General features: G+C 65.9%; 12 protein-coding genes. 7 read left to right on the plus strand and 5 right to left on the minus strand.

Features of this window, described 5'->3' with window-relative positions; genetic code table 11:
* The first annotated feature begins 5 nt into the window (after window positions 1-5).
* The 5 genes from BLV20_RS29035 (at window position 6) to BLV20_RS29055 (ending at window position 6,440) form a co-directional block, all read left to right on the plus strand.
* Entirely contained in the window at window positions 6-392 is a 387-nt protein-coding gene (locus BLV20_RS29035) for a hypothetical protein (RefSeq protein WP_092305807.1), read from the plus strand.
* 445 nt (window positions 393-837) lie between these two features.
* Window positions 838-2,751 carry a sigma-54-dependent Fis family transcriptional regulator gene (locus BLV20_RS29040; protein WP_092305808.1) on the plus strand — a complete coding sequence of 638 codons (1,914 nt, stop codon included), beginning with the start codon at window positions 838-840 and terminating at the stop codon, window positions 2,749-2,751.
* Complete coding sequence (locus BLV20_RS29045) at window positions 2,751-4,469, plus strand: ABC transporter ATP-binding protein (RefSeq protein ID WP_092305809.1); 1,719 nt, start codon at window positions 2,751-2,753, stop codon at window positions 4,467-4,469. The genes BLV20_RS29040 and BLV20_RS29045 overlap by 1 nt, the downstream gene beginning before the upstream one ends.
* Window positions 4,459-5,136, plus strand: a complete 678-nt coding sequence (locus BLV20_RS29050) for a subtilisin-like serine protease QhpE (RefSeq protein WP_092305810.1) — start codon at window positions 4,459-4,461, stop codon at window positions 5,134-5,136. Before BLV20_RS29045 ends, BLV20_RS29050 begins: the two co-directional genes overlap by 11 nt.
* Window positions 5,133-6,440 (plus strand): flavin-dependent monooxygenase QhpG, encoded by a 1,308-nt coding sequence (locus BLV20_RS29055; RefSeq protein WP_092305811.1) that lies wholly within the window; start codon window positions 5,133-5,135, stop codon window positions 6,438-6,440. Before BLV20_RS29050 ends, BLV20_RS29055 begins: the two co-directional genes overlap by 4 nt.
* Window positions 6,441-6,713: 273 nt before the next feature.
* Here the strand turns inward: BLV20_RS29055 and BLV20_RS29060 are convergent, their stop codons facing one another.
* Together BLV20_RS29060 and BLV20_RS29065 are read right to left on the minus strand one after the other, a co-directional pair.
* Window positions 6,714-8,627 (minus strand): amidohydrolase, encoded by a 1,914-nt coding sequence (locus BLV20_RS29060; RefSeq protein ID WP_092305812.1) that lies wholly within the window; start codon window positions 8,625-8,627, stop codon window positions 6,714-6,716.
* Between the two features lie 249 nt (window positions 8,628-8,876).
* Window positions 8,877-10,367 (minus strand): aldehyde dehydrogenase family protein, encoded by a 1,491-nt coding sequence (locus BLV20_RS29065; protein ID WP_092305813.1) that lies wholly within the window; start codon window positions 10,365-10,367, stop codon window positions 8,877-8,879.
* A gap of 230 nt (window positions 10,368-10,597) precedes the next feature.
* Between BLV20_RS29065 and BLV20_RS29070 the strand changes: the two genes are divergently transcribed.
* Together BLV20_RS29070 and BLV20_RS29075 are read left to right on the plus strand one after the other, a co-directional pair.
* Window positions 10,598-10,990 (plus strand): MliC family protein, encoded by a 393-nt coding sequence (locus tag BLV20_RS29070; protein WP_092305814.1) that lies wholly within the window; start codon window positions 10,598-10,600, stop codon window positions 10,988-10,990.
* Window positions 10,991-11,147: 157 nt separating this feature from the next.
* Window positions 11,148-11,591, plus strand: a complete 444-nt coding sequence (locus BLV20_RS29075; protein WP_092305815.1) for a hemerythrin domain-containing protein — start codon at window positions 11,148-11,150, stop codon at window positions 11,589-11,591.
* Window positions 11,592-11,758: 167 nt separating this feature from the next.
* Here the strand turns inward: BLV20_RS29075 and BLV20_RS29080 are convergent, their stop codons facing one another.
* The 3 genes from BLV20_RS29080 to BLV20_RS29090 form a co-directional block, all read right to left on the minus strand.
* Window positions 11,759-13,324, minus strand: a complete 1,566-nt coding sequence (locus BLV20_RS29080; RefSeq protein WP_092305816.1) for a methyl-accepting chemotaxis protein — start codon at window positions 13,322-13,324, stop codon at window positions 11,759-11,761.
* A 203-nt stretch (window positions 13,325-13,527) separates the two neighbouring features.
* Window positions 13,528-13,941, minus strand: a complete 414-nt coding sequence (locus tag BLV20_RS29085) for a DUF1090 family protein (protein ID WP_092305817.1) — start codon at window positions 13,939-13,941, stop codon at window positions 13,528-13,530.
* A 125-nt stretch (window positions 13,942-14,066) separates the two neighbouring features.
* The gene (locus tag BLV20_RS29090; protein ID WP_092305818.1) at window positions 14,067-14,735 is read right to left on the minus strand and encodes an HAD family hydrolase; all 669 of its coding nucleotides are present in this window, start codon (window positions 14,733-14,735) and stop codon (window positions 14,067-14,069) included.
* Window positions 14,736-15,013 lie beyond the last annotated feature (278 nt).

Raw genomic sequence — 15,013 nt, forward strand, 5'->3', positions numbered from 1 at the left:
CACAAATGAGTACCCCTGAGATCGTTTTCGGGTATCTGGGCGGAGTCGTGATTCTCGGTGCATTTGTCTGGATCGGTGTCGCGTTGCACATGGCTTATACCAAGCTGGATGAGCTCTTGGACCACTTGAAAAACTGTTCCGCCATCATGGCCCGCGCTCCGTTAAAACACGGCGGTCCCTGGGGGAAGCTGTTGCTGATTGGGGGGATCTCCGGGATCGTGACGTTTCCCGGTTTTTATCTCAAAAGGGGGGAGTTGAGTGCCGAGGATTTGAACAATTTTCCCGCGCCATTTAAACGAAAGCTGGCCGTGTTGCAGTGGAGCGTTATCGGGCTTCTGGGCTTTGCTGCTCTCCTATGGGTGATTGGCAAAATTGTAGGTTGGCACCAATAAATCGTGTGTATTTCGGCCTGCCTGCAAAGCAAAGTAGCAGTGACCTGTCAGGTGCGCCTGTCTCGGCGAATGCATCTGTAGCCTCGGTCTGGAAGTTCTGATTGCTGTGGTTGTGAGATCGCTTCGCGGGCAAGCCTCGCTCCTACGGAAATAGCAGCATTTGTGGGGTGGCTGGGCGGTGCTCGATTGCCTGCAATGGGCGATAACGTGGGCGTCTTTTTTGCGCCATACGGCACTTGCCATCCGCTTTACGTTAACGTCAAGATGCTCCGGCGCAGTTTGCCGTGGCGCAGGTTTTGCTTGTGCAAGGGCAGGGCCGGCCATGGGCCAAACTTCCCTTTACTGCCTTCTGAACCGGGTGTAGACATTGCCCATGGCTTGCGTGCCCCTCGCAATCCAGGGAATGGACCGGGGAGGTACCGGGCGGACCGATTCGGAGCGCTTGATGACTCTTATAAAAACAACGGGCAAGCAGCAGGACCAAGCGGGGCTGGCCCGCAGAAAGCTCCATCTGGAAGGCGAAGTCCCCGATGGCGTATTGCGTGCCGAAATCGACGCCTCGTGGCGGCGCAGCCTCAGCCATGGCGTGCATTTCAACGGCCAGCCGGAACTGACCCTGGAGTCCGGCGCCAGCCTCGAGATGCTGCTGGCGAGCAACCGCCTGCTGCTCGACGCGGCGGTACCGGCCATCGACTACCTGGCCGAGCGCCAGGGCAAGGATGGCCTGATCATCCTGGCCAATGCCGACGCCACCATCCTGGCGGTCGAAGGCCGCGCCGACCGGCTCAAGGGCAGCGGCGTGCAGGACATCACCCTCGGCGCCTGCTGGAGCGAAGCCACCCGTGGCACCAATGCCCTGGGTACGGCGCTGGTGGAAGCACGCACCACCCTGATCGACTGCGGCGAACATTACCTGGATCGCCTGAGCCATTTCTCCTGCACCTCGGTGCCCATCCATTGCCCCCAGGGCGAGATCCTCGGCGTGCTCGACCTGACCCGCGAAGGCCCGCTCGGCCGCGTCCACGACAGCACCGCGCTGCTGAGCATGGCGGTCAGCCAGATCGAGAGCCGGGTGTTCCACAACAGCTTTCCCGAGCAGATCGTCCTCGCCTTCCATAGTCGCCGGCAGTATCTCGAATCGCCGTGGCAAGGCTTGCTCGCGGTCAGTCTCGGCGGGCAGATCCTGGCGGTCAGCGCCCAGGCCTGCCAGCTGTTGCACGCCGAGCGTTCGGCGCTGGTGGGGCGGCGCTGCGAGGAATTTCTCGGCGTGGATGGCGTGCAATTGCTCAGCCGCTTGCAACAAGGCGGCATCGGCAGCCTGCAAACCGCCAAGGGCGAGTTTTTCTACAAGACCCTGCGCGCGCCGCAACGCTCGATCAATGTCAGCAGCGTGCCACGCGGCACGCCGAAAAGCGCCGCGAACCCTGCGCCGCGCGACCCGCAACTGGACACCCTGGCCGGCAGCAACAGCCGTTATGCCCGCGCCCTGCGCATGGCCCGGCAGGGCCTGGCCAATGCCTTGCCGGTATTACTGCTGGGGGAAACCGGCACCGGCAAGGAAGTCGTTGCCCGCGCCCTGCACATGGCCGGCAGTCGCGTCGGCAAGCCCTTTGTCGCGGTCAACTGCGCGGCGATCCCCGAGGGCCTGATCGAGTCGGAGCTGTTCGGTTATCGCGAGGGCGCCTTCACCGGCTCGCGCCGTGGCGGCATGATCGGCCGCCTGCAACAGGCCCACGGCGGCACGCTGTTCCTCGATGAAATCGGCGATATGCCGCTGGCCTTGCAGGCACGCCTGCTGCGGGTGTTGCAGGACCGCAAGGTGGCGCCGCTGGGCGCCGGCGAAGAGCAGGACATCGACGTCGCGCTGATCTGCGCGACCCACCGCGACCTCAAGCAGCAGGTGGCCGACAAGCAGTTTCGCGAGGACCTGTTCTACCGCGTCAACGGCATCAGCGTGATGCTCCCGGCGTTGCGCGAGCGCGAGGACTTCGACGCGCTGCTGGACGTGCTGCTGGCCAAGCTTGGCAGCCCCGGCGTGGCCCTGGTCGAGGACCTGCGACGGCTGCTGGCCGGCTATCACTGGCCGGGCAATATCCGCCAGCTGGAGATGGTCCTGCGCACGGCGCTGGCGATGCGCGAGACGGATGACGCGGCCCTGGGCCTGGAGCATTTGCCCGACAGCATGCTCGACGACCTCAACGCCAGCGAGCGCCCGGCCAGCGGCAGCATCCGCGAGAACCAGCTGGAGCTGATCCGCCAGGCGCTGGACAGCCACCAGGGCAATGTCTCCGCCGCCGCCGATGCCCTGGGCATCAGCCGCGCGACGCTGTACCGCAAGCTCAAGCAGTTGCGCAATTGATGGCGCGCCTGCTCAGCCGGCTGGTGGACAGCCCCGACCCCGTGGCCCTGCAAGCGGCCCTGCGCTGGCTGTACGGGTTTGTCCGCCCGCAGCGCCTGGCCATCGCCGGGTTGCTGGCGCTGTCGGTCTGCGCCTCGTTGCTGGTGCTGGTGCAGCCGTGGCTGATCAAGCTGCTGATCGACGACGGCCTGCTGGCGCGCAACTTCCCGATGCTGGCGTGGATCGCCGGGCTGATGATGCTTGCCGGGCTGCTGGGCACCGCGCTGTCGGGCATCAACCGCTACCTGCATACGCGCCTGTCGGGGCGGATCCTGTTCGCCCTGCGCGACGACCTGTACCGGCATTTGCAGCGCCTGTCGCCGGGCTTCTACGGCCAGCGGCGGATCGGCGACCTGATGTCGCGGCTCGATGGCGACGTCGCGGAGATCCAGCGCTTTGCCGTCGACTCGCTGTTCTCCGCGGTGTCCAGCGTGATTGGCCTGGTGGTGGCCGTGGCGCTGCTGGTGACCCTGTCCTGGCAGCTGTCGCTGCTGGCGTTGTTGCTGATTCCGCTGGACGTGCTCTGGCTGCGCTGGATGCGGCGCAAGGTCGAGCGCGACGTGCGGCAACTGCGCGAGCGCTCGGCGGACATATCGTCGTTCATGGTCGAGACCCTGCCGGTGATGAAGTTCATCCAGAGCGCCGGCCAGCAACAGCGCGAAGCGCGGCGCCTGGAGCAGCTGGGGCAGGGCTACATGAGCCAGTTGCTGCGCCTGCAGGTCACGGAGTTCTTCACCCAGGCGGTGCCCGGCACCCTGACTTCGCTGTCGCGCGCCTGCGCGTTCCTGATCGGCGGCTATTGGGTGGTGCAGGGCACCTGGCAGCTGGGCGCGCTGATCGCCTTTTCCACTTACCTGGGCATGGCCGTGGGCCCGGTGCAGAGCCTGCTGGGGCTGTACGTGGCGATCCAGCGCATGACCGTCAGCCTGGGCCGGGTCATGGAGCTGCGCGGCGAGCAGCCGAGCGTGACCACGCCGGCGCAACCGCTGCCGATGCCCAGCGGCGGCGAGCTGTATTTCCGTGACCTGCACTTCAGCCATCCGGGGCGACCGAGCACCCTGCGCGGCATCGAGGCGCGCATTCCCTATGGCCTGAAGGTGGCCCTGGCGGGCGGTTCCGGGGTCGGCAAGTCGACCTTGATCGACCTGCTGCAACGCCATCACGACCCGCAGGCCGGGCAGGTGCTGCTGGACGGTATCGACCTGCGCCAGCTCGACCTGTTCGAGCTGCGCCGGCGCATCGCCGTGGTCAGCCAGGACATTGTGCTGTTTCGCGGTAGCCTGGCCGACAACCTGGCCTACAGCGTGCCCGACGCCCCGCGCGCGGCGGTGGCCGAGGTGGCGCGCCTGGCGCAACTGGACAGCCTGATCGAGTCGCTGCCCGAAGGCCTGGACAGCCCATTGGGCGAGCGCGGCCAGCAGCTGTCCGGCGGCCAGAAACAACGCATCGCGATTGCCCGCGCGCTGCTCCAGGACCCGCTGATCCTGGTGCTGGACGAAGCCACCTCGGCGGTGGACGAAAGCACCGAGCGCGAAGTCATCGAGGCGATCGACCGGCTGTTCGCCGGGCGCACGCGGATCCTGATCAGCCATCGGCCCTCGACCCTGGCCGACGCCGACCTGCGCTTCGAGCTGGTGGACGGCGTGTTGCAATCCTCGAAGGTGATCCATGAAGCCTGAACTGCGGATCGGTGTGATCGACAGCGGGCATGCGCCCGGGCAACGCCCGCGGGTGGTGGCCGGGCGGCGTTTCTACCTGGTCGAGGGCGGCGTGGGCGAAGGCGACTTGCGCGACGACCCGCTCGGCCACGGCAGCGCGATCATCGAGGCGATCGGCGAGCGGGCGCCCGGGGCGCGTTTCTGCGTGGCCCAGGTGTTCGACCAGCGCGGGGTGACCAGCGCCTTGCAGATCGCCAGCGCCCTGGACTGGCTGGTGAGCCAGCAGGTGCGGCTGGTCAACCTCAGCCTGGGGTTGCGCCAGGACCGCAGCCTGTTGCGCGAAGCCTGCGCGGCCGCCCTGGCGCGCGGCGTGCTGTTGTGCGCCTCGACGCCGGCCCAGGGCGAGGGCGTATACCCGGCGCGTTATCCGGGCGTGCTGCGGGTTACCGGCGATGCCCGTTGCACCCCCGGCGAATGGTCGTGGCTGGACAGCCAGCAGGCCGACTTCGCCGCCTGCGTGCAGGGCAGCCATCCCGGCCAGTCCGGCGCCAGCCTGGGCTGCGCGGCTTTGAGCGGGCATATCGCCCGCTATCTCGGCGAACACCGCGACGCCGACAACCCGCAGGTGGTCCAGTGGCTGCAAACCCATGCCCGTTACCACGGCCCCGAACGGCGCGGCTGGGCATGAGGCCGATCCTGGTGCTCGGCGCCGGCCCGGCCGGGGCCGCGGTGGCCCTGGGCTTGCGGCGCCTGGGCCATGAGGTGGCGCTGGTCAGCGAATGGCGGCGCTTCCCGGCGCTCGAAGGGGTGTCGCTGCGGGTGCTCGAGGCCTTGCGCGGCGTCGGCCTGGGGCGTTCGCTGGAGACGGCGTTGCAGGCCTCGCAGCGCCAGGTGGCGTGGAACGGCCAGGCCCATGCGCAGAACGTCGAATACCTGCTGGATCGTCCGCGCTTCGATCGCGGCCTGCGTGAGGATTTGCGCGAGGTCGGGGTCGAACTGATCGAAGGCCGGGTGCTGGAGGTGCGGTCGACGGCGAGCGGCCATCGGCTGCGGATCGAGGGGCAGGCCGAGCGCTGCGCCGATTTTCTGGTGGAGGCTCGGGGGCGCCAGGCGCCTGCATTGAGTAAAGAACTGGGCAAAGGCCTGCGAGGCCCGGAAACGCTCAGCCTGCTCAACCGCTGGCAGGGCGCGCCGGGCAGCACCGCCAGCGCCGTGCACAGCCTTGAGGATGGCTGGGCCTGGATGGCGCGCCAGGCCGACGGCCAGTGTTACTGGCAACTGACGCTGGACGTGGCCAGCGCCGCGTTGCCGGGCAAGGCGCAGTTGCTCGACTATTGCCGCCAGCGGCGCCAGGGCTCGGTGCTGGCGCGGGAGTTTTTCGGCGCCGCGCCGGAGCACGATCTGCAGCTGCATGCGCGCAGCAGCACGGCGATCCTTTGCCCGCAGGTATGCGGGGAAAATTGGATTCGCGTGGGCGACGCGGCCATGGCCGTGGACCCGTTGTCGGGCAACGGCATCTTCCAGTCGCTGTCTTCGGCGTTGCAGGCGCCGGCGGTGATCAACACGCTGTTGCAACGGCCCGAACGCGCGGCCCTGGCCCAGCGCTTCCACCGCCAGCGGGTGGAGCAGCTGTTCCTGCGTTTTGCCCGCATCGGCCGGGACTTTTACGCCGACGAGCAGCGCTGGGCCGATCAACCGTTCTGGCAGGTGCGCCGACAGTGGCCGGACCATGAACCGGCGCACCGCGTGGCGGATTTTGCTGCCCTGCGCATCGAACGCGCCCCGGTATTGCGCGACGGCCTGGTGGACGAAGCCGAGGTGGTGATCGCCCCGGACCAGCCGCTGGGGATCTGGCATGTGCAAGGGGTGGAACTGGCGCCACTGCTGCGCCGCCTGCACCACGAGCCGGCGCAACAGGTGCTGGCGGGGTTGAACGCCGAACAGGACAAGGCCGTGCGCGGCTGGTTGCTGGGGCAGGGATACCAGCCTTGATGCGACGGGGGCGGCTTTTGTAGCCGCTGCCGCAGGCTGCGCTCGGCGGCGCTGCCGCCGCAAAGGCGTCGGTGGTCGATCGTCGGGTGGGTGGTGTTTGGGCGATTGATCGCGGGCAAGCCTCGCTCCTACAGAAGATCACAGCCCCCGTAGGAGCGAGGCTTGCCCGCGATCCGCGCAGCGGCCACCCAAACCTGATACTTCCTGGCAAAGCGCCGACCAACACCGGCAAGCCGGGGCCTGGGCAGGCACCCGGTGTGCTTTGGCTAGCGGTCAGCTAGCGGAATTGACGTACACCCGCTGACCGCCTTTCCAGGTTTCGCAGACCGTGATGTCCCTGATGCTGGTGGCCGGCACCGTTTCGTCGAGCGGGTCTTGCCCGAGAATCACAAAATCCGCGAAATGGCCGTCCTGCAAGGACCCGCTCCAGCCTTCGGCGTGGCACTGCCAGGCGGCGTCATAGGTGATGGCTTTCAGGGCCTGTTTGCGCGTCAGGCACTCGGCTTCATTGAGGATCGGTTGCAGCCTTGGGTCATGGACGAACCGCCCCTGGGCATCGCGAATGCCTTCCATCTTGCGGGTCACCGCCTGTTCCATCGAGCGCAGGGGCCCCAGCGGCGTTACCGAACAGTCGCTGTGCAGCGAAATTCGCAGGTCGTGGTCCAGGGCCGATTGGCACAGGTCGAGCATCTGCTCGGCCTTGTTCTGGAAAATCGCCTGCTTGAAGACGTAGCCCCAATAGCCGACATGACCGATCAGGAAACTCGGCGACAGGCCCAGCAGTTTCATGGTTTGCAGGCTGTCTTCGTTCAGCAGCGAGCAGTGTTCGATGCGGTGGCGTTTTTTCAGCGCGCTGCCGCCCTGCAAGGCATCGGCATAGGCTTGCAGGGTGAACTGGACGGCCCGGTCGCCGTTGGCGTGGATCATCAGCGGCCAGCCCGTGTCGATGGCGTTTTGCACAAGGGCCTTGTAGGCCTCGGGAGTTTCTACCGGGGCCGGCTGGTGCTCGTCGCAGAAATTGAAATTGCCCCGTGAATGCCCGAAGTCCGTCTCGCAGCAGTAGCGCGTGCTCTGGTAGCCCGTCAGCCCCTGGTTGGAACCGTCGGACACCAGCTTGACCGAGCCCTGGTAGATACGCTTGGCCTCCTCCCGGCTGGCGGCCCGGTAGGGCGGCAGCTGGCCGATGCTCTTGGCGGTGCCGTCGCAGGCCGCGGCGTAGCCGATCCGCAGCTTCCTGGGGCGGGTCAGGAAGTAGGCGCTCAGCACCAGCTTCGACATGGGGTCCATCATGGCGTCGTAGAGCAGGGTGATACCGCGGCGGGCGGCGGTGTCGAAGTAGTTCTCCAGGTGCTTGAAGATCTTCAGTATGTCCAGTTGCTGCTTGAGGGGGATGGTCTTGATGGCGGCCAGCACTTCGGCTTCTTGCAGGACACCGTTCCTGGCGCGGATGCCGGTCTTTTTGTAAACGGCATCGCTCGCCGCGGTGTTCAGGTAGGCGGTGTGCATCGACGCGCTGATAAGCAGCATCGGGTGCTGCTTGTCGATGGTGTCCAGGTTGCCGATTTCGTCGCCGGGGCCACAGTGCAGGGTCAGAAGTTTGTTCAGGTTGCCGGGCACGATCTCGAAGGGCATCAGCGCCGGGTCGACCATGTGCCCGAGGATCCACGCCGTGCTGTCCTCGGGCAGGTTGTCGCGGATCGTGGTTTTCAACCAGGACCAGTCATAAAGAGGCCGTAGCCGCTGGTTCTTGTGCTCGTCGAGGCTGTCGCTGTCGATGGCCCCCAGGTTCAGCCAACCCTCCATGGCGCAGCTCTGCACGATATGGGCGTGGGGCTCGATCAGGCCGGGCAGCAGGGTCCTGCCGTTCAGGGACTGCTTCCGGTAGGCGATGCCCAGGGCCTGCATGCGGGCTTCGACGGCGGCCAGGGTGCCGGCGGCGACCACATCGCCAGCATGGATGCCCAGGGCCTCGACCCGTTCGTCCATGTTGCCGTCGCGCAGGGGGTAGATGGTGCCGCCGGTAAAAACGATGGATTCGCCAACCGCTTCAATGGCCTGTTGCTGTTCGCTACGTGACTGGCTGGCGACGGTGTGGCCGACCGGGTCGAGCCTGTCCTTCAGGGCGTTCCAGACGGGGTTGTGGCATCCGCACTGGACGTAGTCGTGATCACTTCCATTTGATCCCATGGTGCTTTCCTCAGGTTTTCGGTGGTATGAGGCGGTTCATGAGCCAGGCCCGCAGGGCTGCTGTCGAGCCGGCTCGGCCTGAGCGTAGCAGCCGTTTTCGGGCGGAACCGGGCAGCCGTCCGGCAGCCCCCACCGGTCGTCGGGGGACGCCGAAGCCCCAGCGAAGCCACCCCGGCGCGGCGGGCGGGGGCGGCTTCGGGTATCGAATGGGCGCTGGCGCAGCGCCCCGCCAGTGCCGGTTTTCACCGCTCAGAGCTTGATCAGCACCGATTTCAGCTCGGTGTAGTGCTCGATCGCCGCATGGCCCATTTCCCGGCCCACGCCAGACATCTTGTAGCCGCCGAAGGGCAGCGCCGGGTCGAGGGCGCTGTGGCAGTTGACCCAGACCGAGCCGGACTGGATCCGCGGGATCATCCGGTGCACCGCCGCCAGGTCGTTGGACCAGATGCTCGCGCCCAGGCCGTAGGGGCTGTCGTTGGCCATGCGCAGGGCATCGGCTTCGTCGTCGAAGGGAATGGCCACCAGCACCGGGCCGAAAATCTCTTCCTGCACCAGCGAATGCTGCTGGTCGACGTCTACGATCACCGTTGGCTTGACGAAGTAGCCGGGGCCGAACTGCTCGCCGCCGCAGGCGAGGGTGGCGCCGCTTTCCCGGCCCATCTCGATGTAGCGCCAGACCCGCTCCTGCTGCCGGGCGGAAATCAGCGGGCCCATGTCGACGCTGGTGTCCAGGCCGCTGCCCAGCTTCATGGCGTTGGCGATGCCGGCGATATCGGCCACCACATTGTCGAAGTGCTTGCGCTGCACATACAGCCTGGAGCCGGCGCAGCAGACCTGGCCCTGGTTGAAGAAGATCGCGCTGGCGGCACCGGCCGCGGCGCTGCCCAGGTCGGCATCGGCCATGACGATGGTCGGTGACTTGCCGCCCAGTTCCAGGGTGACCCGGGTCATGGAGTCCATGGCGATCTTGCCGATTTCCTTGCCCACGGCGGTGGAGCCGGTGAAGGTCAGCTTGTCCACCTGCGGGTTGTGGGTCAGGGCCGAGCCTGCGGTGAGGCCGGTGCCGGTGACCACGTTGAACACGCCGTCGGGGTAGCCGGCTTCCTGCACCAGTTCGGCGAGCTTCAGCGCGGTCAGCGGGGTTTCGTCGGCCGGCTTGAGCACCACCGTGCAGCCGGTGGCCAGGGCCGGGCCGAGTTTCCAGCAGGCCAGCAGCAACGGGAAGTTCCAGGCGACGATGGCGCCGACCACGCCGACCGCCTCGCGACGGATGTAGCTGTGGAATTGCTGGTCGGGCATCAGCGGCAGGGAAACCTCGACGCTGCTGCCTTCGATCTTGGTCGCCCAGCCGGCCATGTAGCGCAAAAAGTCGATGGCCAACTGCACGTCCATGGCCTGGGCCACCGCGGCGCTCTTGCCGTTGTTAAGGCATTCCAGCTGCGCCAGCAGCTCGGCGTCGCGCTGCATCAGGTCGGCGAGTTTCCACAGCAGGTTTTGCCGTTCCCGCGGGCGGGTGCGGCTCCAGGGCGAATCGTCGAAGGCCTGGCGCGCAGCCAGCACCGCGCGGTCGACATCGTCCACCGTGGCGCGCGGCACCACGCACAGTGGCTCGCCGGTGGCCGGGTTGTGCAGGGGCATGGTCTGGCCGTCGGCGGCCTCGACCCATTGGGCGCCGATCAGCATGCGCGGGGCGCGCTGGATAAACGCGGTGGTGGCGGGGAGCAGGGTTGCAATAGCCATGACAGCACCTCTTGTTATGCGTGAGGCGAGGGCTTTCGCAACCGCTGTGCCAGTTTTCGCTGGCGCTTAAGTGGCTGATTCCATATGTGTTTTTTCAGGGCTTCGGAAAAGCCCCGGCAACCGGTTGTCGCAAATTGCGAATGCCTTGAGACACCGCGGCCTGAACTTATGGGAGCCTGGTTCGTCGTAAAAGGGCTGCCACACAGGTGCATTGAACAAGGAGCTGTAGATTGAAGATTGCAACGATTCTGGGAACCGCCTTGCTGCTGGCGCCGTTATTCGCCCAGGCCGCCACCACGCCGGCGCCAGCCGAGCCGCAGCAGCCCGCCTTCCAGAGCAGCCTGGCCAAGTACCGCTGCGAGGGTGGGGCCGAGGTGCAGGCGGCGTACCTGAACATCGAGAACGGCGCCTCGTTCGCCACCTTGTATTACAAGGGCCAACTGATACCCATGCACATCGCCCGCGCAGGCTCCGGCGCGCTGTACATCGCCGATGACGAGCAGAACAGTTACCGCTGGCACACCAAGGGCGACACCGGCGTGCTGAGCTTTCTGGAAGCCGACCACACCGCCAAGGAACAGATGCTGTTGAAGGACTGCAAGGAGCAGGCCGAGGCGCAGTAATCCGCTGCGGGAGCAGCAGCCATTCGCTGGCTGGCTGCTCCTGCCGGCAGCGGCCCCACGGATATTTCCGGTGCGGCCATCTGCGGTTGAACTGCCGTCGCGCGGCCAGTGTCTAGCGAAGACCAGCCGGTATCGGCCCAACCGTGAAGAGGTGCCCGTGAACATATTCGAAGCCTTGCGTGAGAGCCACGAACGCCAGCGCAGCTATGCGGCGCAACTGCTGCGCACCTCGGGGGACAGCCCCGAGCGCAGCGAGGCCTACGCCCAGCTCAAGGCTGAAGTGCAGGCCCACGAGACAGCCGAGGAACGCTTCTTTTATTTGCCGTTGATGACCCACGACAACGGCGTCGACCTGAGCCGGCATGCGATTGCCGAGCACCATGCCATGGACGAGTTGATCGAGGCGCTGGACGACACCGAGATGTCCAGCCCGGCCTGGCTGGCCACGGCGAAGAAGCTGGTGGACAAGGTGCATCACCACCTGGAGGAGGAAGAGCAGAAGTTCTTCCAGATGGCCGGCAAGATCCTCGACGACAAACAAAAGGACCGGCTGGCCAACGGTTACGTGAAGGAATACCAGCAGCAGCTGGCGGCTGGTTGAAGCCGGCTGCGAGGCATAAAAAAGCCCGCGCAATGGCGGGCTTTTTTATGCGTGGCGGGTGGGCGAGGGCCGCCTTCTCGATCGCGGGCCAGCGCGCTCCGACCATGGCCGGTGCTCCTTTGCAGGAGCGAGCGTGCTCGCGATAAACCCGCCCAGGCGCCCCGAGCCTAGCGGTTGAACCGCTCCACCAGCGAATACTGGGTGGTGGCGGTCTGGGTCAGTTCCTTGCTCAGTTCGGCCGAGTGACGGGCCTGGTCCGAGGTCTGGTCGGCCAGTTGCGCGATGGTGCTGATATTGCGGCTGATCTCTTCGGCGACCGCGCTCTGTTCCTCGGTGGCGGCGGCGATCTGGGTGGTCATGTCGGTGATGTTGGCCACCGCTTCGCTGATGCCCAGCAGCGCCTGGTCGGCCTCCAGCACCCGGGCCACGCCTTCCTCGGCCTGGCGCTGGCCACTTTCCATGCTCTGCACGGCGTTGTGCGAGGAGGCCTGCAACTGGGTAATCAGCTCGTGGATCTGCTGGGTGGACTGCGCGGTGCGCTGGGCCAGTTGGCGCACTTCATCGGCCACTACGGCAAAGCCGCGGCCCATGTCGCCGGCGCGGGCCGCTTCGATGGCAGCGTTGAGCGCCAGCAGGTTGGTCTGGTCGGCGATGCTTTTGATCACGTCGACCACGGTGCCGATCTCGTTGCTGTCCCTGGCCAGTTGCGCCACGTTCTGCCCGGTTTCGCCGACCACCTGCGACAGGCGTTCGATGGCTTCACGGGTATCGCGCGCCACCTCGCGGCCGCGCCCGGTCAACTGGTTGGCGGCCTGGGTGGCGTCGGCGGTGCGCTGCACGTGGCTGGCGACTTCCTGGGTGGTGGCGGCCATCTGGTTGACCGCGGCGGACACCTGCTCGGTTTCCACCCGCTGGCGGTCCAGGCCACGGGAGCTGTCGCCGGCCAGGGTATCGGAGCGGCTGGCCAGGGCGTTGAGTTGCTCGGCGCTGTCCTGCAGGCGGGTGAGGCAGGTTTTCAGCCGGGCGTCCTGGCTGATGAAGGCGGTTTCCAGGCAGGCCTGGGGGCCGTGGGCGTCGCTGTACATCTGCGCGATCAGTGGGTCGCTGGTGGACGAGTCGGCCAGTTGCAGCAGGCGCCGGGCGGCATTGCCTTCACGCTGGATCGCCAGCAGCGCCAGGGGCACCGAAAGCCCGGCGGCCACCGCCAGCGCCAAGGGTGGCGCCAGCCAGATGCCGCTCAGACCGCCGGCCAGGGCCGTGGCCAGGAACGGCAGCCAGCGCAGCACGGCCGGTTGCCAGCGATGCCGACGGGGGATGGCCGGCTGCTTGCGGTTGAGGCGTTGGTAGAGGTCTTGCGCGCGACGGATCTGTTCGGCGCTGGGTTTGACCCGGACCGATTCGTAGCCGACGATCCGGCTGCCTTCGAAAATCGGCGTGACGTAGGCGTTGACCCAGTAATGGTCGCCGTTTTTCGAGCGGTTCTTGACGATGCCCATCCACGGCTTGCCCTGTTTCAGCGCCGCCCACATATGGGCAAATACCGCGGGAGGGACATCAGGATGACGGACGATGTTTTGAGGTGCGCCGATCAGGTCGTCGCGGTCGAAACCGCTGATATCGACGAAGGCGTCATTGCAGTAGCTGATGACGCCATGGGCGTCGGTGGTGGAGATGAGTTTCTGGTTTGACCCTAAAGCCACTTCACGTTGTGTAACGGGCTGATTGTTTCTCATTTCCAGATTGCTCCCTGTGTCCTTTCAAAACATCGGCACGAGTCAGAACAATCTTAGCTGTATTTCAGAAAATTCCTTGCATAACAATTAGTTGCATTCCCATTCGCAAGAAATCCTGGGTGCGTCTCGGCGGCCATCGCAGGTTATTGAATCGCTTGGAGAAAGTTTGGCGCCGAGGTGAGCCGGCGAGGCCGTTCGCGCGCTCAGCCGCCATGTGCGCCGAGGGCGTACTGCAAAACTTGCAGGGCGTGGGTCAGCCGCGCCTTGCGTTTTTCGATGATGCGCGGGTCGCCATAACGCTGCGCGGCGTCGAGCTCCATCTGGCGCAATATCACCTGGTATTCGGCCTGGCGCAGGGGCGGGTTGTGCTCGAAATGCAGGCCGTCGCAATAGTCGCTCAGGGGGTCCAGCGCCCGTTGCAGGCCAGCCAGCTGGCGATACTCGGCGTCGGGCAGGAGCTTTTCCAGGCTGCTTTTGATCGCCTCGCCCCGGCTCAGGCAACTGCTGGTGGCTTCTGGCGGGGCCGGTTCGGGGTCTTGCTGGGCGTGGCCCGAATTGGCGGCAAGGCCAAGCAGGGTCAGCAGGGCCGGTAGGGAGAAACGGTTGAGGGCGCTCATGAAAGTCCTTGGTGCGGCAGGCGTGCGGGGCGCTATCTTCAAGAGCCAACGCGCGCCGGACCATCAGACGTAACTGAAAAGCCTCGGCTTGTTTCTGAATTGCCCGGCGGAACGGGCCTGACGGGCTATCGGCGGGGGCCGTGCATCCGCTCGATCACGGCCCACAACTGCGGGTCGTTGAAGTCCTCGACCACCAGATGCGCGCCGGCGGCGAGCAACGCTTCGGGGCGCTGGCTGGTGGCCAGGCCGACGGTGAAGATCCCGGCGCCGACCGCGGCGGTCAGCCCGGGGATCGAGTCCTCGAAGGCAATCCCGGCTTCGGCCCGGGCACCCAGGCATTCCAGGCCGGTCAGGTAAGGCAGCGGGTCGGGCTTGGCCCGCGGCAGTTCCTCGGCCACCAGCACAGTCGCAAAGCGTTCGCTTAGCCCGAGCACGGCCAGCATGTGCTCGGCATTGGCCCGTGGCGCATTGGTCACCACGCAGGTGCCGATGTTCTGTTGCGCGGCGAAATCCAGCAGCCGCAGCAGGCCCTGCATCGGCGTCAGTTGCGGCGACAGCTGGCGAAAGCGCGCCTCCTTGCGGTCGGCAAACGCCTCATGCTCGGCCACCGAGCGCTGCGCAAACAGATAGCGGCACATCGCGGCATTGGCCTGGCCACTGACATGGGCCTCGAACTCTTCCCGGGTAAACACCCGGCCATCCTCCTCCAGCAACAACTGCTGCAACGCCAGCAGGTGCAGTTGGTCGGTGTCGGTCAGAGTGCCGTCGAGATCGAAAAGCAGGGCGTTGAGCATGGCGCGATTCCTGTCATAGCCAATGGCTGAAGCGGTTAAGCCAGGCATCGTAGCAGCTGCTGAGGGGGACGTTCGAGCCCTGCCACGGTAGTCGGCTGCCTTGCTGTCGGGATGTCATCTACGCTCGTCTCAGAGTGGAACAGTTGTCGCGAAATTAAACGCGTCAGGCAGTCGATTGCCTGGGAGAGGTGCTCTGGAACTCCAGCAAGCCATTGATAAAAAACATCATTTATAAGCTGGCACGCTCCGTGTATTGCTGATCTCGAACGTTTCTCTTG

Origin of the sequence: Pseudomonas sp. NFIX28 (assembly GCF_900107395.1) — a bacterium.
In the GTDB taxonomy this organism is placed as follows: domain Bacteria; phylum Pseudomonadota; class Gammaproteobacteria; order Pseudomonadales; family Pseudomonadaceae; genus Aquipseudomonas.

Bases quoted from the DNA above. Each gene is read 5' to 3' on its own strand.
- BLV20_RS29035 (WP_092305807.1), top strand. From the start codon at position 6: ATGAGTACCCCTGAGATCGTTTTCGGGTATCTGGGCGGAGTCGTGATT.
- BLV20_RS29040 (WP_092305808.1), top strand. From the start codon at position 838: ATGACTCTTATAAAAACAACGGGCAAGCAGCAGGACCAAGCGGGGCTG.
- BLV20_RS29045 (WP_092305809.1), top strand. From the start codon at position 2,751: ATGGCGCGCCTGCTCAGCCGGCTGGTGGACAGCCCCGACCCCGTGGCC.
- BLV20_RS29050 (WP_092305810.1), top strand. From the start codon at position 4,459: ATGAAGCCTGAACTGCGGATCGGTGTGATCGACAGCGGGCATGCGCCC.
- BLV20_RS29055 (WP_092305811.1), top strand. From the start codon at position 5,133: ATGAGGCCGATCCTGGTGCTCGGCGCCGGCCCGGCCGGGGCCGCGGTG.
- BLV20_RS29060 (WP_092305812.1), bottom strand. From the start codon at position 8,627: ATGGGATCAAATGGAAGTGATCACGACTACGTCCAGTGCGGATGCCAC.
- BLV20_RS29065 (WP_092305813.1), bottom strand. From the start codon at position 10,367: ATGGCTATTGCAACCCTGCTCCCCGCCACCACCGCGTTTATCCAGCGC.
- BLV20_RS29080 (WP_092305816.1), bottom strand. From the start codon at position 13,324: ATGAGAAACAATCAGCCCGTTACACAACGTGAAGTGGCTTTAGGGTCA.
- BLV20_RS29085 (WP_092305817.1), bottom strand. From the start codon at position 13,941: ATGAGCGCCCTCAACCGTTTCTCCCTACCGGCCCTGCTGACCCTGCTT.
- BLV20_RS29090 (WP_092305818.1), bottom strand. From the start codon at position 14,735: ATGCTCAACGCCCTGCTTTTCGATCTCGACGGCACTCTGACCGACACC.